The organism is Pseudoclavibacter sp. Z016, assembly GCF_002931215.1.
In the GTDB taxonomy this organism is placed as follows: Bacteria; Actinomycetota; Actinomycetes; order Actinomycetales; family Microbacteriaceae; genus Pseudoclavibacter.
The window spans coordinates 34,790-52,941 of sequence record NZ_PSTU01000015.1; the positions used below are offsets into that span (position 1 = coordinate 34,790).

At 68.5% G+C, this 18,152-nt stretch carries 18 protein-coding genes and 1 pseudogene; 11 read left to right on the top strand and 8 right to left on the bottom strand.

Features of this window, described 5'->3' with window-relative positions; genetic code table 11:
- Nucleotides 1-44: 44 nt before the first annotated feature.
- Nucleotides 45-1,088: a glycosyltransferase gene (locus tag C5B99_RS13620; RefSeq protein ID WP_104242983.1), complete on the top strand. Its 1,044-nt coding sequence runs from the start codon at nucleotides 45-47 to the stop codon at nucleotides 1,086-1,088.
- Between the two features lie 90 nt (nucleotides 1,089-1,178).
- Here the strand turns inward: C5B99_RS13620 and rfbA are convergent, their stop codons facing one another.
- The gene (gene rfbA / locus C5B99_RS13625) at nucleotides 1,179-2,039 is read right to left on the bottom strand and encodes a glucose-1-phosphate thymidylyltransferase RfbA (RefSeq protein WP_104242985.1); all 861 of its coding nucleotides are present in this window, start codon (nucleotides 2,037-2,039) and stop codon (nucleotides 1,179-1,181) included.
- A 2-nt stretch (nucleotides 2,040-2,041) separates the two neighbouring features.
- Nucleotides 2,042-2,656 (bottom strand): dTDP-4-dehydrorhamnose 3,5-epimerase family protein, encoded by a 615-nt coding sequence (locus C5B99_RS13630; protein ID WP_068479667.1) that lies wholly within the window; start codon nucleotides 2,654-2,656, stop codon nucleotides 2,042-2,044.
- Between the two features lie 111 nt (nucleotides 2,657-2,767).
- Here C5B99_RS13630 and C5B99_RS13635 point away from each other — a divergent pair, with 111 nt between their 5' ends.
- The 5 genes from C5B99_RS13635 to C5B99_RS13655 all read left to right on the top strand — a co-directional run bounded on the left by C5B99_RS13635 (nucleotide 2,768) and on the right by C5B99_RS13655 (nucleotide 8,262).
- On the top strand, nucleotides 2,768-3,709 hold the full coding sequence (locus tag C5B99_RS13635; protein ID WP_104242987.1) for a glycosyltransferase: 942 nt from the start codon (nucleotides 2,768-2,770) through the stop codon (nucleotides 3,707-3,709).
- A 123-nt stretch (nucleotides 3,710-3,832) separates the two neighbouring features.
- Entirely contained in the window at nucleotides 3,833-4,816 is a 984-nt protein-coding gene (gene rfbB / locus C5B99_RS13640; RefSeq protein ID WP_068484209.1) for a dTDP-glucose 4,6-dehydratase, read from the top strand.
- Complete coding sequence (gene rfbD / locus C5B99_RS13645) at nucleotides 4,813-5,712, top strand: dTDP-4-dehydrorhamnose reductase (protein WP_258063366.1); 900 nt, start codon at nucleotides 4,813-4,815, stop codon at nucleotides 5,710-5,712. Before rfbB ends, rfbD begins: the two co-directional genes overlap by 4 nt.
- Nucleotides 5,712-6,869 carry a glycosyltransferase family 1 protein gene (locus tag C5B99_RS13650; RefSeq protein ID WP_104242989.1) on the top strand — a complete coding sequence of 386 codons (1,158 nt, stop codon included), beginning with the start codon at nucleotides 5,712-5,714 and terminating at the stop codon, nucleotides 6,867-6,869. The genes rfbD and C5B99_RS13650 overlap by 1 nt, the downstream gene beginning before the upstream one ends.
- A gap of 403 nt (nucleotides 6,870-7,272) precedes the next feature.
- Nucleotides 7,273-8,262 carry a DUF559 domain-containing protein gene (locus tag C5B99_RS13655; protein WP_104242991.1) on the top strand — a complete coding sequence of 330 codons (990 nt, stop codon included), beginning with the start codon at nucleotides 7,273-7,275 and terminating at the stop codon, nucleotides 8,260-8,262.
- A 313-nt stretch (nucleotides 8,263-8,575) separates the two neighbouring features.
- Here the strand turns inward: C5B99_RS13655 and C5B99_RS13660 are convergent, their stop codons facing one another.
- From C5B99_RS13660 to C5B99_RS13670, 3 genes and pseudogenes are all read right to left on the bottom strand, one after another.
- Nucleotides 8,576-9,964 carry an LCP family protein gene (locus tag C5B99_RS13660; RefSeq protein ID WP_104242993.1) on the bottom strand — a complete coding sequence of 463 codons (1,389 nt, stop codon included), beginning with the start codon at nucleotides 9,962-9,964 and terminating at the stop codon, nucleotides 8,576-8,578.
- A 52-nt stretch (nucleotides 9,965-10,016) separates the two neighbouring features.
- Entirely contained in the window at nucleotides 10,017-10,559 is a 543-nt protein-coding gene (gene purE / locus C5B99_RS13665; protein WP_104242995.1) for a 5-(carboxyamino)imidazole ribonucleotide mutase, read from the bottom strand.
- Between the two features lie 91 nt (nucleotides 10,560-10,650).
- A pseudogene (locus C5B99_RS13670) lies at nucleotides 10,651-11,844 on the bottom strand (5-(carboxyamino)imidazole ribonucleotide synthase); the annotation flags it as partial.
- A gap of 172 nt (nucleotides 11,845-12,016) precedes the next feature.
- On the opposite strand from C5B99_RS13670, the gene C5B99_RS13675 reads away from it, so the two are divergent.
- Nucleotides 12,017-12,646 carry a GtrA family protein gene (locus tag C5B99_RS13675; RefSeq protein ID WP_181065023.1) on the top strand — a complete coding sequence of 210 codons (630 nt, stop codon included), beginning with the start codon at nucleotides 12,017-12,019 and terminating at the stop codon, nucleotides 12,644-12,646.
- Between the two features lie 125 nt (nucleotides 12,647-12,771).
- Here C5B99_RS13675 and C5B99_RS13680 read toward each other — a convergent pair whose 3' ends face one another.
- Genes C5B99_RS13680 through C5B99_RS19360 form a run of 3 tightly spaced genes read right to left on the bottom strand, consistent with a single transcriptional unit; the run spans nucleotide 12,772 to nucleotide 14,824 of the window.
- Complete coding sequence (locus C5B99_RS13680) at nucleotides 12,772-13,512, bottom strand: PH domain-containing protein (RefSeq protein WP_104243001.1); 741 nt, start codon at nucleotides 13,510-13,512, stop codon at nucleotides 12,772-12,774.
- Nucleotides 13,512-14,384, bottom strand: a complete 873-nt coding sequence (locus tag C5B99_RS13685) for a biotin--[acetyl-CoA-carboxylase] ligase (protein WP_181062881.1) — start codon at nucleotides 14,382-14,384, stop codon at nucleotides 13,512-13,514. The genes C5B99_RS13680 and C5B99_RS13685 overlap by 1 nt, the downstream gene beginning before the upstream one ends.
- Nucleotides 14,381-14,824, bottom strand: coding sequence for a hypothetical protein (locus tag C5B99_RS19360; RefSeq protein ID WP_181058000.1), 444 nt, complete (start codon nucleotides 14,822-14,824; stop codon nucleotides 14,381-14,383). Before C5B99_RS19360 ends, C5B99_RS13685 begins: the two co-directional genes overlap by 4 nt.
- A 110-nt stretch (nucleotides 14,825-14,934) precedes the next feature.
- Between C5B99_RS19360 and C5B99_RS13690 the strand changes: the two genes are divergently transcribed.
- The 4 genes from C5B99_RS13690 to C5B99_RS13705 are packed head-to-tail and all read left to right on the top strand — an operon-like array spanning nucleotide 14,935 to nucleotide 18,136.
- Nucleotides 14,935-16,548 carry an acyl-CoA carboxylase subunit beta gene (locus C5B99_RS13690; protein ID WP_104243005.1) on the top strand — a complete coding sequence of 538 codons (1,614 nt, stop codon included), beginning with the start codon at nucleotides 14,935-14,937 and terminating at the stop codon, nucleotides 16,546-16,548.
- On the top strand, nucleotides 16,545-16,790 hold the full coding sequence (locus tag C5B99_RS19055) for an acyl-CoA carboxylase subunit epsilon (protein WP_181059498.1): 246 nt from the start codon (nucleotides 16,545-16,547) through the stop codon (nucleotides 16,788-16,790). The genes C5B99_RS13690 and C5B99_RS19055 overlap by 4 nt, the downstream gene beginning before the upstream one ends.
- Nucleotides 16,791-16,800: 10 nt before the next feature.
- On the top strand, nucleotides 16,801-17,547 hold the full coding sequence (locus C5B99_RS13700; RefSeq protein WP_104243009.1) for a hypothetical protein: 747 nt from the start codon (nucleotides 16,801-16,803) through the stop codon (nucleotides 17,545-17,547).
- A gap of 55 nt (nucleotides 17,548-17,602) precedes the next feature.
- Nucleotides 17,603-18,136, top strand: a complete 534-nt coding sequence (locus C5B99_RS13705; protein ID WP_104243011.1) for a septum formation family protein — start codon at nucleotides 17,603-17,605, stop codon at nucleotides 18,134-18,136.
- The last annotated feature ends 16 nt before the right edge of the window (nucleotides 18,137-18,152 follow it).

Consider the following 18,152-nt stretch of genomic DNA (forward strand, 5'->3'; position numbering starts at 1 on the left):
CGTGCCAAGCTAGCACCACAGCGCACCGAGACAGAGGAGAGCAGATGCCAGCTTCGCGACTCGTCGCCGAACGCCGCCAGGAGGATGCCCGCGAGCAGCGACTCGGAGACGCCCCCGTCACCGCGGTCGTGTGCACCCACAACGGCGAGCAGTTCCTCGAGCAGCAGCTGCAGAGCATCCTCTCGCAGAGCCACCCCGTCGCCGAGGTCATCGTCTCCGACGACGCCTCGAGCGACGGAACGCTCGAGCTCGCGCGCCGCGTGCTGGAAGCCTCCGACCGCGCATTCCGCATCTACACCCGCGACGAGCCGCTGCGGGTGAGTGCGAACTTCGCATTCGCGCTCGGCGAGGCCCGCACCGAGTACCTCGCCACCAGCGACCAGGACGACGTGTGGCACCCCAAGAAGGTCGAGCACCTCCTCGCCGCCCTCGTCGGCGACGACCAGGCCCTGCTCGCGCACTCCGACGCACTCCTCGTCGACGAGGACGGCGAGCCCATCGGCGGCACTCTCCTCGAATCGCTGGAGATCACCGACGCCGAATGGCGCGACTACGAGAACGGGCGGCAGCTCGAGGCGCTCACCGCCCGCAATTTCGTGACCGGCGCCACCATGATGCTGCGCGCATCCCTCGTCTTCCGAGCCGGCAACGCGCCAGAGCCGTGGATCCACGACGAGTGGCTCGCGACGACGGCAGCGCTCGTGAACGGACTCCGCGTCGTGCGAGAGCCCCTCATCGACTACCGGCAGCACACCGGCAACCAGATCGGGCAGACCGCACCCACCCTGCGGGTGAAGATCTCGCAGGCCACCAAGGACGGCTCCGCCGACCAGCTGCGCCGCTACCGCCGCGCCGTGGCGCTGCTGCGTCGCGTCAGCGAGCTCGGCGGCACCCCGGAGCAGGAGGCCCACGTGCGGCGCAAGGTCGCGCACGAACGACAGCGGCTCGAGCTGCCGGCTTCGCGCATCCGTCGGCTCCCCCGCGTCCTCAGGTGGACCCTGCGGGGTCGCTACGCGAACTACTCGCGCGGGAGCTACGACATCGCCCGCGACCTCTTCCAGTCGTTGCGGGAGCGCGACGAGCGCTGACCGCGAGCGTCGCGCAAATGCCGAGCGTGGCGCCAACGACGAAGGCCGTGACCCCGAGGGGCCACGGCCTTCACCGGCAAGCGGGGCTCGCTACGCGAGGAGCCCCTGCATGTAACGTCCGTATCCGCTCTTCTGCAGCGGCTTCGCGAGCTCCGCGAACTCCGCGTCGTCGATCCACCCGGCGCGCCACGCGATCTCCTCGATGCAGCCGATCTTGAAGCCCTGACGGTCCTCGATCACGCGAACGTACTCGCTCGCCTGCATCATCGACTCGAACGTGCCGGTGTCCAGCCACGCCGTGCCACGGTCGAGCACCTGCACCTGCAGCTTGCCCGCATCCAGGTACGCCGAGTTGACGCTCGAGATCTCGAGCTCGCCCCGCGCGGAAGGCTCCACGTTCTTCGCGATCTCGACAACGTCGTTGTCGTAGAAGTAGAGGCCGGGCACCGCGTAGTTCGACTTCGGCACCTCCGGCTTCTCCTCGATCGACACGGCCTTGTTGTGCTCATCGAACTCGACGACGCCATACGCGACCGGGTTCGACACGTGATAGGCGAAGATCAAGCCGCCGTCGAGCACGTTGTTGCCGCGCAGCGACGAGCCGAGCCCAGAGCCGTGGAAGATGTTGTCGCCGAGCACCAGCGCGACCGAGTCGTCGCCGATGAACTCCTCGCCGATGATGAACGCCTGCGCGAGCCCATCCGGCGACGGCTGCACGGCGTACTCGATGCGCATCCCGAGCTGCGAGCCGTCACCCAGCAGGGCGCGGAACTGCTCGTTGTACTCGGGCGTCGTGATGATCAGCACCTCGCGGATGTCCGCCATCATGAGCGTCGACAGCGGGTAGTAGATCATCGGCTTGTCGTAGATGGGCATGAGCTGCTTCGAGATGCCCTTGGTGATCGGCCACAGACGCGTGCCGGAGCCGCCGGCCAGGATGATTCCCTTCATGGCTACGCACCCGCCTTCGCGCTGAGCTCCGCGTAGTAGGCGCGGGCCTCTTCCCAGCTGGGGAGGAGACCGGACGCAGCCGCCTCGGCAAGCGAGGGGGCATCCGTGTCCTTCGGGGAGAGCAGCAGCTCGCCGGCCTCCTCCGGGAAGCGGAGGTCGACGTCCTTGTCGAGCGGGTTGATGCCGTGCTCGCGCTCCGCGTGGTAGGTGTCGGTGACGAGGTAGCTGACCGTCGCGTCATCCGTGAGTGCCACGAACGCGTGGCCGAGACCCTCGGACAGGTAGATGGCCTTGCGGTCGACGTCGTCGAGACGCACCGAGTCCCACTCGCCGAACTTCGGCGAGCCCGTGCGGATGTCGATGACGAAGTCGAGCACGGCTCCGCGCGTGCACGTCACGTACTTGGACTGGCTCGGCGGAATGTCCGCGAAGTGGATGCCACGGACCACACCCCGCGTCGACACCGAGGTGTTCGCCTGCTTGAGGTCGATCGAGTGCCCGACAGCTTCTGCGAGCTTGTCGAAGCGGTACCACTCCAGGAACACGCCGCGGTCGTCGCCGAACTGCTTCGGCGTGATCTCGTAGCTGTCTGGGATGCTGAGTTCGCGAATCTCCATGCCGAGGAGTCTAGTGCGGCACGGAATGCGAATGCTCGCCGACCCACTCGGCCATACTTGAACGCTGGAGAACCGCCGCGGTAGAACGCGTATAGAGAAGAGGAATACGGGATGCACACCAACGCCGAGCCGCGCACGCCGCCGCGCGTCGCCGTCCTCCTCGCGACCCACATGGGGAAGCCCTACCTCGACGAGCAGCTCGACTCGATCCTCGACCAGGCCGGCGCCGACCTCCACGTGTACGTGTCCGACGACGGATCGACGGACGGCACCCTCGAGCTCCTCGCCGAGCGCGCCGCCGCCGACCCCCGCATCACGATCCTCTCCCCCGAGACCTTCGGCGCCCCCGCACCCAACTTCTTCCGCCTGCTCACCACGATCCCCATCGAGGAGTACGACTACGTCGGCTTCGCGGACCAGGACGACGTGTGGATGCCCGCCAAGCTCGAGCGCCACATCCGGCTCCTCGGCGAGGGCCGCGCGGACGGCATCTCCTCCAACGTCACCGCGTTCACCGAGGACGGCACGCGCATCCTGATCAAGAAGGACTACCCGCAGCGCCTCGCGGACCACCTCTTCGAGACGCCCGGCCCCGGATCGACGTTCCTCCTCACCGAGCGATTCGCGCGGCTCGTCGCAGACCAGCTCGACAACGCGGACTCCCCAGCACGCACGGCCTTCGCCCACGACTGGCTCATCTACGCGCTCGCCCGATCGGCCGGGCTCCGCTGGATCATCGACGGCGAGTCGACCGTCGACTACCGCCAGCACGTCGCCAACGCGGTCGGCGCCAACACCGGCCTCTCGCAGGCGTGGAAGCGCCTCAGACTCACCTCGAACCGCTGGCACCGCGGGCAGGTGCAGCTGACCGTCGAGGCGTGCATCCACGTCGCCTCCCCCGAGGAGCTGCCGAGACTGCAATGGCTGCACGAGATCCTCGCCGAGTTCACGTATCGGGACGCGGTGCGGCTCGTGCGACGCTGGCGGCAGCTGCGACGCCGGCCACGGGACCGCGCGGCACTCGCCACCCTCATCACGACGGGACTGTGGTAGCTCGACGAAGGGCCGCGCTAGAGTAGCTCCGACTGCGCGCGGGTCGCACTGCGCCAGTCGAACCGCACAACCATCGGCAAATTTCCATCGGCACAGCCCGGCCGACGATTGAACAGGACAGGTATGAAACTTCTCGTGACCGGCGGGGCCGGCTTCATCGGCTCGAACTTCGTGCGCCGCGCGCTGCAGGACCAGTACGAGGGTCTGGAGGGTGTCGAGGTCGTCGTGCTGGACAAGCTGACCTACTCCGGCAACCTCGAGAATCTCGCACCCGTCTCCGACTCCGAGCGGTTCACGTTCGTCGAGGGCGACATCACCGACGACGTCGTGCTCGACGAGTGGATCCCGAAGGTGGATGCGGTTGTCCACTTCGCCGCAGAGTCGCACGTCGACCGCTCCGTGCGCGACGCCTCAGTGTTCATCGAGACCAACGTCGTCGGCACGCAGAAGCTGCTCGACGCAGCCCTGCGCCACGAGCTGCCCCGCTTCGTGCACGTCTCCACCGACGAGGTCTACGGCTCCATCGAAGAGGGAAGCTGGAGCGAGACGTTCCCGCTCGAACCCAACTCGCCCTACTCGGCATCCAAGGCGTCCTCCGACCTCATCGCGCGCTCGTACCACCGCACGCACGGCCTGAACGTGTCGATCACGCGGTGCTCGAACAACTACGGCCCGTACCACTTCCCCGAGAAGGTCATCCCGCTCTTCGTCACGAACCTCATCGACGACAAGCACGTTCCGCTCTACGGCGAGGGCAACAACATCCGCGACTGGCTGCACGTGGACGACCACTGCCGCGGTATCGCGATGGTGCTCGTCGGCGGAAAGGCCGGCGAGATCTACAACATCGGCGGCGGCACCGAGCTCACCAACAAGGAGCTCACGCAGCTCCTCCTCGACGCGACCGGCAAGGACTGGTCCTACGTGGACCGCGTGCAGGACCGCCTCGGCCACGACCTGCGCTACTCGGTCGACATTTCCAAGATCCAGCGCGAGCTGGGTTACGAGCCCAAGGTTCCGTTCGAGCAGGGCCTGGCTGACGTGGTGCAGTGGTACCGCGACAACCGCACCTGGTGGGAGCCGCTGAAGGAGCGCGCTGCCCTGTGACCGATTCGACGTCTGTCCCCGCCACGGCATCCGCACCTGCGGTTGCCGCACGGTTCCTGATCACGGGTGCATCCGGGATGCTCGGCCGTGACCTCCAGCGCGCCCTCGCGGGCCGCGAGGTCACGGCTCTGGATCGCGCCGCGCTCGACATCACCGACCCCGCAGCGGTCGAGGCCGCTGTGGCGGGGCATGACGTCGTCATCAACGCCGCCGCCTACACGAACGTGGACGGAGCGGAGACCGACGAGGCGACTGCCTTCGCGGTCAACGCGACGGGCCCCGGTGTGCTCGCGGCTGCCGCCGCGAAGCACGGCGCGCGGCTCGTGCACGTCTCCACCGACTACGTCTTCCGCGGCGACGCCGCGTCCCCGTATGCGGAAGGCGCCGAACACGACCCGATCTCCGCCTACGGTCGCACCAAGGCCGCCGGAGAGAAGGCCGTCCGGGACGCACTGCCGGACGCCTCCTACATCGTGCGCACGGCCTGGCTCTACGGGGCAGACGGCCCGAACTTCGCGAAGACGATGGCCCGCCTCGCGGCGACCAAGCCCGAGGTCTCCGTCGTCTCCGACCAGCTCGGACAGCCCACGTACTCGGCGGACCTCGCGGCGCAGATCGTCGCGCTCGTCGACTCGGGCGCTCCTGCCGGCACCTACCACGGGACAAACGCCGGCATCGCCTCCTGGTACGACTTCGCGAAGGAGATCTTCCGCCTCGCGGGCTTCGACCCCGAGAACGTCAAGGAGACGGACAGCAGTGCGTTCGTCCGTCCCGCCCCTCGCCCCGCGTACTCCGTCCTCGGCCATGACGCCTGGGCGAACGCGGGAGTTCCACCCATGCGGCCCTGGCTCGACGCGCTCGAGGACGCTGCCGCGCAAGGAGTCCTCAGAGCCTGATGGTTACCCTTCGTGTTCTCCTCGACCGCGCCGCCGATGAGCGTCCAGGCGGCACCCGCCGCTACAGCGAAGAGCTCGGACGCCAGCTCATCACGCGTGCGCCCCGCGGCTGCGACGTCGAGGCGATCATTCCCCGGCGCACCCGCGACGAGGTCGCGCTCCTCGAGGAGCGGGTCCCCGGCCTGACGAGCGTCGTCCAGGCCCCTCTGCGCCCGGAACGCCTCGAGTCCTCCTGGTCACGCGGGCTCCTGACGAACACCGTCGGCGGCGGCTTCATCCACAGCTTCACTCCCCTCGCGCCCATGCGCGACATCTCGCTCAGCCAGGGCATCGACCAGACGGTCGTCACCTGGCACGACATGACCGCGTTCACCCATCCGGAGCTCATCAGCTCGCACACCGTGAAGCACCACAAGGCGCTCCTGCGTCGTGCGTTCCGCTACGCCAGCGGCATCGTCGTGCCGACGAACGCCGTCGCCGACCAGGTCATCGAGCACTTCGACTTCGGTGACCGCGTGCGCGTCATGAGCCCGGCCGCAGCTGCGAGCATCCGCCTCCCCGAGTCCGAGGGAGCTGGGGACGCGATCGCCGACACGCTCGGATTGCCGGACGAGTACGTGCTGACCCTGGCATCGCTGCACAAGCGCCACGGCCTCGCCCAGCTCATCAAGGCGCTGGACGACAAGGAACTCGCCGGCGTCACGCTTGTCGTCGTCGGTCCGACAGAGCGCGGAGAGGTCACGCTCGACGGCCTCGTCAGCGCCTCCGGCGTCGCCCGCGAGCGCGTCGTCTCCGTCGGCGTCATCAGCGACGAGCAGCTCGCCGTCGCCCTCCAGCGCGCCAGCGCCCTGGCCGTGCCCAGTCTCAGCGCCGGGTTCGGACTGCCCATCATCGAGGCCTTCAAGTTTGGCACCCCCGTCATCACCTCCGACGACCCAGCACTCGTCGAGGTCGGCCTCGACGCCACCCTCGTCGTGGAACGCGGCGACGGACTCGCCGACAGCGGCTACCCCGAGCGCCTCGCCGGTGCCATCGCGGGAGTGCTCGGCGACAGCGACCTCGAACGACGACTCCGCCTCGCCGGCAAGGACCGCGGCGGGATGTTCTCGTGGGAGATCGCCGCCGACCAGGTCTGGAACTTCCACGCAGACCTCTAGGCGCGACGCCGCTCCCTCGGCACGGTAGGTCTCTCGCGCCAGCACCCCTCGGCACAGCAACGTCTCCGGATGACAACGTCTCGGGATGGGTTTCACGCCCGCGGATGGCTTGTAAGCCATCGGGAGGCGTCAAACCCATCCCGAGTCTGCAGCGGTGACGACCGGCGATCGCGCGCGCCAGCATCTCGGCACAGCAACGTCTCGGGATGGGTTTCACGCCCGCGGATGGCTTGCAAGCCATCCGCGGGCGTGAAACCCATCCCGAGCCTGCAACGGCGACGACCGGCGATCGCGCGCGCGACGCGATCGCCGCCGGCAGGGAGCGGTCGGGCGACATCGCCCCGAGGTCCCGGCCTGTGGAGAGACGGAAAGCGAAACGCGACGGGACCCTACTCTCGCGAACATGGAATCGCAGTTCTTCGAAAGCCCCGCCCGTGCCTTCTCCACACGTCAAGCTCAGCTCGAGGGCATCAGTGCTCGCGAACTGTACGGCGGCGATTATGGCCGGCCACACCGAGGCGTGTTCACGACGCATCCGGTCGAAACCCCAGTCGACTACGCTCGTGCCTTCGCGCCGAGGATGCGCGACTGGCACGCCCTGGGAGACCTCACCGCGGCCCGCTTCTGGGGCCTTCCGGTTCCCCGGCGATTCGATTCCGAGAAGACCGTGCACATCGTCGTCCCGTCTGGCAGAAACAAGCCACGGGGATCGGGCATCCGGGCGAGGAGCATCCAGCTGTCGAACTGGACGCGAACGCAGGAGTTCGGCGTCTCCCTCGCGACTCCGACGCTCACCTGGGCGCTCGCCGCACGCGTCCTGACGTCCAGAGAGCTGATCACTCTTGGCGATGCTCTCGTCACGACCTCCCGGAGCTACCGTGGGATCAACCGCCCATTCGATCCATCGGTCTCCGAGGATCCCCGTGCTCCTGTTCCCGCACTCGCGGAGCTGTCAGAGCTCCAAGCCCTCACGGATTCCTGGGGGCGCACGATAGGCGCAACGCGGATGCGCGCCGCCCTCGCCGTGATCCGCCCCGGCGTCGAATCCCCTATGGAGTCCCTCACCCGGCTCTTGCTGCTCGATGCAGGGTTCGACGAACCGCTCGTGGGGCACCGAGTGCTCAGCAGGGGAACCTTCGTGGGGCGCGTCGATCTTGCCTATCCAGACGCGAAGGTCGCCGTCGAGTACGACGGCGAGTACCACTGGGAGAAGAAGCAGGCGATGAACGACCTGCGCAGGATCAACCGCCTCCAGGAAGCCGGGTGGGTCGTGATCCGGGTCACGAATCGGGATCTCGCGACGCCGACGGCCTTCTTGTCGCAGCTGCGCGCGGCGCTCCGTCGCGGCACACGCTCGAGGGGCACCACGATCGATCTCGCTGCATCCCGTTGAGTCGTTCCCAGCGTCGACTCCAGATGGCCTTCGCGCTTCCGGATGGGATGCACACCATCCGCAAGCGCGACAGCCATCCCGAAACAACCGGAAGCGCAAAGCCATCCCGAAACAACCACACGGCGCCCGCAGAACACCCACGGACTCCAGATGGGACGCGCACTTCGGGATGGAATGCACACCATCCGGAAGCGCGAAAGCCATCCCGAGAGCGCGGCGAAGGCAAGCACGAGCCCGAGAGCGCGGCGAAGGCAAGCACGAGCCCGAGAGCGCGGCGAAGGCAAGCACGAGCACAAGGCCGAGAAGGCCGGCGCTACTCGGTGGGTGCGTTCTCCTCGGGTGGAGGCGTCGCCTCGGGCGGATCCGAGGCGATCGCGTCCTGGACGGCGGCGTGGATCGCGGGGATGTCGGGGTTGCCCTGGTCGAAGTTGGGCGGCACGATGTCGAGTCGCACGCTGTTGCCGCTGCGCGACTTCAGGAGAAGATCGCCCACGTAGCCGATCATGCCCTCCGGGATGTCGGTCTGCACGACCTTCTCGAGCGCATCCGTCACCGGCCCGATCTTGCCGAGCAGGTTGGTGGGTGTCATCGTCGCCACCATCGCCTCCTGGAGCTGCCGCTGGCGCTCCATGCGGGCGAAGTCGGTCGTCTCGTAGCGGGAGCGGGCGTACCAGAGGGCCGTCGAGCCGTCCATGTGCTGCTGCCCGACCTCGATGAACTCGGTGGCGGGCGCCCAGCCTGGTGACCCGTCGTTGTTGATGCCGATGCCCACGCGCTCGGTGACGTTGATGTCGACGCCTCCGAGGGCGTCGATGAGCTCCGTGAAGCCGGCCATGTCGACGAGCACGTAGTACTGGATGCTCAGCCCCGTGATGCCCTCGACCGCGTCCCGCATCGCCTCGATGCCGGGCTCCGAGCCATGCTCGGCGGCGTCGGCGTAGCCGCCGTCCTCGGCGATCGTCGCCTCGGTGTAGACGGAGTTGAGGTAGCAGACGTCGACCGCGCAGCCCTCGTAGAGGTCCGGGTACAGGTCGTGCATGTGCCCCTCGGAGAAGGGGAAGCTCTCCATCGCCCGCGGGAGGCCGATCGTGGTGAGCTTGCCAGTGAAGGCGTTGAAGCTCATGACACTGATCGAGTCGGGGCGGAGGCCCTCGCGGTCGGCGCCGCGGTCGCCGCCGAGCATCATGATGTTGATCTGGCCGTCGGCCGGCAGCTGCAGGCCGTTCGACGCGCCGCCGAAGAGCCCCTCGATGGCGGACTTCCCCTGGTTCGCGACCTGCGACGTGACGGCGGCGAAGACGAGCGGCACGGTGACGAGGACGACGCCGACGATGGCGATGAGCGGCCGAGCGACCTGCTCGAGCTTGATGATGCGCACGAGGCGGAGCGCATCCAGTCCGCTCACGACCCACATGGCCACGTAGAGCATGAGCACGAGGTGCACCGCGGTGATGCCGAGCGTGGTGGAGAACACGAACAGCAGTGGCCCGCGCAGCACGAGCGCCATGAGCAGGACCACGAGCACGGCCGCGATGCCGCCGAGCCAGATCGAGAGCATGAAGCGCCCGAACTTCCGATTCCCGGCGAGGATCTGCGCGGTTCCCGGGAGGAAGAAGTTCGCGAGGAGCAGCCACCAGGCGCGCCTGGTCATGAGCTGCGGCGAGCTGGCGTCCGGGTACCGGAGCGGGAGGGTGAGTGTCATGTGGTCCTGCGGTCGAGGAGCAAGGGGCGGCGACGGCGGCCGAGGGGGTGGGCTAGAGCGACTGCTTGAGGGCGTCGTTCTTGGCTTCTACGGCGTCGCGCAGTCCGTCACTGTAGTCGGCGAGTCTGGCTGCCAGCGCTTCGTCAGCTGTGCCGAGGATGCGGGCGGCGAGGATTCCGGCGTTCTTGGCTCCGCCGATGGAGACCGTCGCGACGGGGATGCCTGCAGGCATCTGCACGATCGAGAGCAGGGAGTCCATGCCGTCGAGGTACTTGAGCGGGACCGGCACGCCGACGACGGGGAGCGTCGTGAGCGAGGCGACCATGCCGGGGAGGTGGGCCGCGCCTCCCGCTCCGGCGATGATGACGCGGATGCCGCGTTCGCTCGCTCCGCGGCTGTAGCTGACGAGCTTCTCGGGGGTGCGGTGGGCGGAGACGACCTCGACCTCGGTGGGGATGCCGAACTCGGCGAGCACGTCGCGAGCTTCGTGCATGACACGCCAGTCGCTGTCGCTTCCCATGATGATGCCGACGAGGGGAGCCTGCTGCGGGGTGTCGTCTGCGGGCGCGGACGATGCGGTGGGGTGGTCGCTCATGCGTGCAAGCGTAGACGCGGGTGCGCGCGGCTCCGCTGAGGCTGGCCGGTGACGGCTCGCCTCAGGCCGAGCGCAGCCTCACGGCCTCGCGTCAGGATGCGGCGTCGTCGTCGAACGCGGCTGCCGCAGCCCTGGCCCGGTAGGCGACCTCGTCGAGCTCTGGCCCGGCGACGGTCACGTGCCCCACCTTCCGCCCGGGGCGCGCGGACTTGCCGTAGCTGTGGATCTTCGCGTCGGGATGCTCGTGCATGGCCTTCTCGTACCGGTCGCCGTAGCTGCCCTCCTGCGGGCCGCCGAGCACGTTGACCATGACGGCGTGGGGTGCCGTCATGCCGGTGTCGCCGAGGGGGAGGTCGAGGACGGCGCGGAGGTGCTGCTCGAACTGGCTCGTGGTGGAGCCGTCGATGGTCCAGTGCCCTGAGTTGTGCGGGCGCATCGCGAGCTCGTTGACGAGGATGCGCTGATCGGTGGTCTCGAAGAGCTCGACGGCCAGCACGCCGGTGACGTCGAGCCCGAGGGCGACCGACTGGGCGATGGTGGCGGCGACGTAGCCGAGACGGTCGTCCGCTCCTTCGGCGCCGGGGGCGGGGGCGAGCACCTCGGCGCAGACGCCGTCGCGCTGCACGGTCTCGACGATCGGCCAGAGGGCGATCTCACCGGAGGGGCGACGAGCGACGAGCTGCGCGAGCTCGCGGCGGAAGTCGACGCGTTCCTCGACGAGCAGAGGCTCCCCCGCAGCGAACCAGTCGGCGCCGTCGGCGCCGGCGCGGACGATGCGGACGCCCTTGCCGTCGTAGCCGCCTCGTGGCGTCTTGAGCACGGCGACGCCGCCGTTGGCGTCGATGAAGGCCTGCAGCTCCGCCTCGTCGCGCACTTCGGCCCAGTTGGGAATCGGGATGCCGAGCTCCGCGAGGCGGCGGCGCATGAGGAGCTTGTCCTGGGCGTACTGCAGCGCGTGCGGCCCTGGGCGCACGGCGACGCCAGCGTCGACGAGGCCCCTGAGCACGTCCTGCGGAACGTGCTCGTGGTCGAAGGTGACCACATCCACTCCGCGCGCGAAGTCGAGCACCTCAGCGAGGACGTGCATGTCGCCGACGGCGGTGACGGCGCGGTCTGCGCTCTCGCCGCGGCCTGCCGCGAAGACCCGCAGGTCGACGTCGAGCTCGATGGCGGGTGGGAGCATCATTCGTGCGAGCTGCCCGGCTCCGATGACGCCGACGACCTGACCCATGGTTCGCTCCGTTCGAGAGTGCTGCTGGCAGTCCTGCCGTGAGGGAGTCTGTGCGCTCGCATCGAATTCGACGGCCGGGGAGTTCTCCCCGCCTGCGTTGCAGTGGCAGTGACGTGCCTTTTGCTCTGACGTGTCTATACTCCGACGAGGGTCACAACTCCCCAACAGTTTATCCTGCTTGCGGCGGCATCATCCACGCAAGTGCCCCACGATGGAGGTCGAGCGCTTGACCAATCGCTCCCGCAAGCACGCAGAGCCGCATCACTCTGAGCCTGAGGATTTCGTCGGCTTCGTCGCCGCGGAGACTGCCGAGTTCGATCTGCCTGCGCAGCGGACCTCGCGGAGCCTCTGGGGCCGCATCGTCAACGTGTTCCGACGCATCGCGGCGTCGAAGGGCATGATGGCGCAGCTCATCAACTTCGGCCTCGTCGGCGGGGTCGGCTTCGTCGTCGACACCGGCCTGTTCAACGTCCTCATGCTGACGGTGCTCAACCCCACCGAGGTCGCGCATGGCGCGCTGTGGGCGAAGGTCATCTCGACGTGCGCGGCGATCGTGACGAATTGGATCGGCAACCGCATCTGGACGTTCCGCCAGCACAAGCGCCAGGACAACTTCCGGGAGGCGATCGAGTTCTTCGGCGTGAGCCTCGTGGGGCTCGGCATCGGCCTGCTCCCGATCTGGTTCACGAATGCCGTGCTCGACAACCACTCGTGGATCGCCTACAACATCGCGAACCTCGTCGGAATCGGCCTCGGCGCGATCTTCCGGTTCATCCTGTACCGCTTCTGGGTGTTCTCCCCCAAGCGCGTCGCGGAGATGCAGCAGAAGGACGGCACCGCAGTAGAGGCCAGCTAACCTCGTCTGCCGAGCGATCGGCGGGCTGCCAAGAGCCGCGGGCACTCCTGCCCGCGGCTCTTCGCGTCTGCGGCCCTCGGCGAGCCCGTGTCGGGGAGGAGCGACGGGTCCCGGCGCTCGGGCGGCTACGGCCCGCTGAGCTCCCGGATGCACGCGGCAACGGTGTTGGCGCTCGGCACGTCGATGAGTCTGAGGCGGTGGCCGGAGACCGAGGTGATGACGATCGTCCCCGAGCGGAACATCGCCTGCCAGAGGTTGCGCCGGACCGTGACGTCGACGATCGCGTTCATGTAGATCTCGCGGGTCTCGCTCGTCAGGGTGCCCTGCGAGAGCACGATGCGGTGCGTGGTGATCCTGTTGCGTGCCTGGAGCCAGACCACGATGGGCACGATGCCGAGGAGGACGATCGCGGCGAGCGAGATGAGCAGCCACGCGTGGCGGGCCCCGATCGTCGTCTCCTGCAGGGCACCGAGGTTGTAGCCGGCGGCCGCGAAGCCGATGATAAGGACGATCGAGGGCAGCAGCAGACGGCGTCCGTGCCTGCGCACTCGCATGATCGTCCGCTCCGGCAGCCGCATGCCGAGCGGCTCGTAGTGCCGCTGCTGGGGGCTCTCCTGCTGAGCGGGGAACTGCTGACCGTACTGCTGTCCGGAGTGGAACTGGTGCCGGTCTGGCGCGGCTCGCTGCTGGACCTGCGCGTACTCGTGGTGCGGCGGTGCCGCCTGCTGTCGAGGCGCGTGGTTGACGGGATGCTGCGCACCCTGCGGCGGTGCGCCGTACTGCTGCGCGCCGGATTGCTGCGCGTCCGGAGCGCCGAAGATCTGGTCCCAGGACTGCTCGCTCGGATGCGGTGGACGGCCGCGCATCAGGCCCCGTTCTCTGGGCGGACCCGCTCGACGTCCCCGGCCGCGACGGACCTGGTCTCGCCGTCATCGCCTCTGATCACGAGGTGCCCTTCCGGCGTGAGCTCGGTCGCGAAGCCGTGCAGGATCTCGCCGGACGGCAGCGTGGCTGCGACGCGGGCGCGGAGGGTCGAGCAGACGTCGCTCAGCTCGCCGTGGGCTCCGCTCGCGATGGCATCGCCGCGAGTCTCGCGCAGCGCTTCGAGCCTCGCCACGAACTCGGAGAGGTACGCGGGGAGGAGCTCCGCCGGGTGCGGCGGGAGCATTCCCGCCAGCGCGAGCGAGGTGGCGTGAGGTGTGGGCAGCTCTTCGGCCTGCAGGGTGATGTTGACGCCGGTGCCGACGACGCAGGACAGCTCACCGTCGCGCGTTCCGAGGACACGCCCCAGGATGCCGGCGACCTTGCGTCCGTCGATCTGGACATCGTTCGGCCACTTGATCTCGACGCGACCGGAGTGCTCGTCCGGTCGGAAGCCGGGGGCCGGTGGCGACAGCTCGAGGATGGCACTGCGGAGTGCGAGTCCCGCGATGAGGGGCAGCCAGCCCAGGATGCGGGGGGCTGCCTCGTCGTCGGCGAGGCGCACGAGGGTCGAGGCTGCGAGGCATTTTCCGCGCGGGGAGATCCATTCACGGCCGTGGCGGCCGACGCCGGCGGTCTGGGCGTAGGTGACGAGGGTGCTGAGGGCCGGGTTCTGGCTGGCCTCTCCCCCGGTGCGCTCCCAGATGTCGGCGAGCACGTCGTTGGTCGAGGTCGCCTCCGGGACGGAGATGAGGCGCAGCTCGGTGCCAGCGGCTCGCCCTCCGAGGAGGAGCTGGGTGATGGCAGGGGTGCTCACTGGGCGCCCGCGATCGCCGAGCCGATGAACGACAGGTACACGAAGGTCATCACGACCGAGGCGAGGACGGCGACGAAGAGGGTGACGAGGGCGATGATCGCGAGCACCTTCGAGCGACGCTTCTGCCAGAGCGCGACGATCGCGAGCACGAAGGCGACGGCCGCGATGGAGAGCGCGAGCGCGATGTTGAGCACGGGAACCGGGATGAACGCGAGGACGAGGGAGAGCGCCGCGACGCCGAGCGCCCACCTGCCCCAGAGGCTCCGTCGGGAGAGTTCGGGCGCGGCGCTCGCCTCGCCTCGGATGCTCGCGTCGTACGGCGCCATGGGCGCGCTCGACGGCAGCAGGCACTGCTGCGCCTGGGCATCCGGTGCCAGCGGTACGACCTCGGCGCCTGCCCTGGGCGCGGCCCCGTTCGGTGCGCCAGTCCCCTGAGTCATGCCGCCAACCTCTCAAATGTCGTGCGTCGTGCGTCTCTCTTGCACTTCACCGGGGAATCAGGCTAACCCGTGCGGCCGAATATGAGCCGCCGCCCGGTAAAGTGACGCGGGTGAACTCCGCACCACTTGACTCCTCAGCGTCCGGTCCGACCCCTACGAGCACGGCTGACAAGATCGCCGACCTTAGGGCCCGCCATGCGGAAGCAGTGACGCAGGCGGAGGAGGTCTCTGCGAAGAAGCAGCACGCGAAGGGCAAGAAGACCGCACGGGAGCGCATCCTCGAGCTGCTCGACCCGGGCTCCTTCGTGGAGCTCGACGAGTACGTCCGGCACCGGACGACGGCGTTCGGCATGGATGCCCGCCGCCCGTACGGCGACGCGGTCATCACGGGAACGGGCACGATCCACGGCCGCGGTGTCGCCGTCTACTCGCAGGACTTCACGACGTTCGGCGGCTCGCTCGGCGAGGTCGCGGGCGAGAAGATCATCAAGATCATGGACCACGCCATGAAGGTGGGGGTGCCGATCATCGGCATGCTCGACTCGGGCGGCGCGCGCATCCAGGAGGGTGTCGTCGCGCTCGGGAAGTACGGCGAGATCTTCCGGCGCAACACGCAGGCCTCCGGTGTGATCCCGCAGATCTCCATCGTCATGGGCCCCGCAGCCGGCGGCGCCGTGTACTCCCCTGCGCTCACCGACTTCGTCATCATGGTCGACAAGACGAGCCACATGTTCGTGACGGGACCTGACGTCATCAAGACGGTCACCGGCGAGGAGGTGGGCTTCGAGGAGCTCGGCGGCGCGCTCGCGCACAACCGCACCTCTGGCGTCTCCCACTACCTGGCCGCGGATGAGGACGATGCCCTCGACTACGCGCGCCAGCTCCTCTCGTTCCTGCCGGACAACAACCAGGCCGAGCTGCCGAGCTACGACATCGAGACGGAGCTCGAGATCACGGATCTCGACAAGAAGCTCAACACGGTCATCCCCGACTCCCCGAACCAGCCGTACGACGTGAAGCAGGTCATCGAGCTCATCGTCGACGACGGCGACTTCCTCGAGGTCCAGCCGCTCTTCGCCCCCAACATCATCATCGGCTTCGCGCGCGTCGACGGCACCTCCGTCGGCATCGTCGCGAACCAGCCGAGCGCGATGGCGGGCACGTTGAACATCGAGGCCGGCGAGAAGGCGTCCCGCTTCGTGCGCTTCTGCGACGCGTTCTCGATCCCGATCCTCACGCTCGTGGACGTGCCTGGCTACCTGCCCGGCACCGACCAGGAGTGGTCCGGGGTCATCCGCCGCGGCGCGAAGCTGCTGTACGCGTACGCGGAGGCCACAGTGCCGCTCGTGACCGTCATCCTGCGCAAGGCGTACGGCGGCGCGTACATCGTCATGGGCTCGAAGCAGCTCGGCGCCGACCTGAACTTCGCGTGGCCGACCGCCGAGATCGCCGTCATGGGCGGCCAGGGTGCCGTGAACATCCTGTACCGCGGCGAGATCAAGCGCGCCGAGGAGGCGGGCGAGGACGTCGCCGCGGTGCGCACGCGCCTCGCGAACGAGTACACGTACAACGTCGCGTCTCCCTTCCTGGCTGCCGAGCGCGGCGAGCTCGACTCGGTCATCGAACCCGCGTCGACCCGAGTCATCGTCGCGAAGGCGCTGCGCACGCTGCGCACGAAGCGCGCATCGCTGCCCCCCAAGAAGCACGGGAACATCCCACTGTGAGCCAGGAGCAGATCCCCTCGCACGTCGGCCTCGAGCACATCGTGCGCACCGTCAGCGGCAACCCCACCGAGGACGAGCTCGCGGCGGCCACGCTTGTGCTCGCCTCGATGATCGAGTCAGCACAGGACCTCGACCGGCCCCGCGACATCGTCAAGCGCCGCACGGCGTGGCAGCTCTCGCAGCGCAGCATGCGCGGCGGCGGCTCCGCGAGCGATCCGTTCGGCGGCTCCTACCGGAGCTGATCGCAGCCGCATGCGAACCGAGCGATCCTCTGGCGGGTTCATGTTCGCCCTCATCGCCCTGCTTGCAGTGGCGCTGGTGTTCGCGACCCCCGCTGGTGTGCCCTCGAACGACGAGGGTGGCGCGCCTGCGGCAGAGCCGTGGAGCGCTGACGGCGTCCGCGAGTGGTTCGAGGTCAACATCTTCGGCACGCAGAGCCGTTTCGAGCCGGTCGTCGTCCCGCCGGAGGATGCGCAGAGCGCCTCGCTGAGCTACCCGCCACTCGTCACGGCCCCCATCGGCCCGTGGCCAGAGGGAGAGGCTGGCATCGACGCCTTCATCGCGGCATCCGGTGTTCCTGCGACCTGGGCTGCCGACGGCCAGACGGCCTGCCCTGAGGACGCGCAGGCCTGCACGAAGCAGTCCTGGTGCGAGGGCGGCGGTTGCCCGGCCGAGCCGCCGACCGCCAGCATCCATCTGCGGGCGGACGATGCGACGCTGTTCCCGACGATCACCGATGCGGGCGCGTCGGTCCTGATCCACGAGCTGGGCCACGCGCAGCAGGCCTACGTCTTCCCGAACCCGGATGAGATGGTCCGCGTGCTGGAGGAGGAGGGCTACGGGCAGTTCTCCGGCTGGGACGGCAACGCGGTCCGCGCGGTCGAGGGGCATGCTGAGTGCTACACGCAGGCGCTCATCGCCAGCTCAGCGTATTTCGCAGACTGCCCAGTCGATCGCAAGGAGCGCGCCGTCGCGCTGCTGCTCGAGAAGCGGTCCTGAATCGCCCACTTTGTCGCTACAGTGAGCGAAAACCACCGAACTTCCAGGAGAGATCATGGCGAAGACCAGCGTCACATCAGCGTTCGCGATCGGAGCCCTCGTGCTCCTCGGGTTCGGCCTCACCGGCTGCTCCGCTGCCCAGGAGATCGCGGAATCGGTCGAGGGCGAGATGTCCGGCGGCGAGAGCGAGGTCCGCGACGGCGAGACACAGGAGGTCACCGAGTCGGGTGACCTCGACGTCTTCAAGCTCGCCGTGGGTGACTGCTTCAACGACGCCGGCAGCACCACGGTCAGCGAGATCCCGGTCGTGCCGTGCTCCGACCCACACGACTACGAGGTGTACTTCGAGGTCGAGATGGCCGCGGGCGAGTACCCCGGAGACGAAGCCATCAGCGCGCAGGCGGACACCGACTGCACGGCGCAGTTCGCGACCTTCGTCGGGCTTTCCTACGAGGAGAGCTCGCTGAACTTCAGCTACCTCACTCCCACCCAGCAGAGCTGGGATGGCGCCGATGACCGTCTCATCCAGTGCATCATCATCGACGATGCTGCGCAGACGACGGGCAGCCTCGCCGGCGCCGCTCGCTAGGACGCCCTGGTCTCTC

Excerpts from the sequence above, each read along its gene's own strand:
- C5B99_RS13650 (WP_104242989.1), top strand. The coding sequence starts at position 5,712 with ATGGTTACCCTTCGTGTTCTCCTCGACCGCGCCGCCGATGAGCGTCCA.
- C5B99_RS13635 (WP_104242987.1), top strand. The coding sequence starts at position 2,768 with ATGCACACCAACGCCGAGCCGCGCACGCCGCCGCGCGTCGCCGTCCTC.
- C5B99_RS13680 (WP_104243001.1), bottom strand. The coding sequence starts at position 13,512 with ATGCGCGGCCGTCCACCGCATCCGAGCGAGCAGTCCTGGGACCAGATC.
- C5B99_RS13660 (WP_104242993.1), bottom strand. The coding sequence starts at position 9,964 with ATGACACTCACCCTCCCGCTCCGGTACCCGGACGCCAGCTCGCCGCAG.
- purE (WP_104242995.1), bottom strand. The coding sequence starts at position 10,559 with ATGAGCGACCACCCCACCGCATCGTCCGCGCCCGCAGACGACACCCCG.
- C5B99_RS13705 (WP_104243011.1), top strand. The coding sequence starts at position 17,603 with ATGGCGAAGACCAGCGTCACATCAGCGTTCGCGATCGGAGCCCTCGTG.
- C5B99_RS19360 (WP_181058000.1), bottom strand. The coding sequence starts at position 14,824 with ATGACTCAGGGGACTGGCGCACCGAACGGGGCCGCGCCCAGGGCAGGC.
- C5B99_RS13630 (WP_068479667.1), bottom strand. The coding sequence starts at position 2,656 with ATGGAGATTCGCGAACTCAGCATCCCAGACAGCTACGAGATCACGCCG.
- rfbB (WP_068484209.1), top strand. The coding sequence starts at position 3,833 with ATGAAACTTCTCGTGACCGGCGGGGCCGGCTTCATCGGCTCGAACTTC.
- C5B99_RS13700 (WP_104243009.1), top strand. The coding sequence starts at position 16,801 with ATGCGAACCGAGCGATCCTCTGGCGGGTTCATGTTCGCCCTCATCGCC.
- C5B99_RS13620 (WP_104242983.1), top strand. The coding sequence starts at position 45 with ATGCCAGCTTCGCGACTCGTCGCCGAACGCCGCCAGGAGGATGCCCGC.
- C5B99_RS13655 (WP_104242991.1), top strand. The coding sequence starts at position 7,273 with ATGGAATCGCAGTTCTTCGAAAGCCCCGCCCGTGCCTTCTCCACACGT.
- rfbA (WP_104242985.1), bottom strand. The coding sequence starts at position 2,039 with ATGAAGGGAATCATCCTGGCCGGCGGCTCCGGCACGCGTCTGTGGCCG.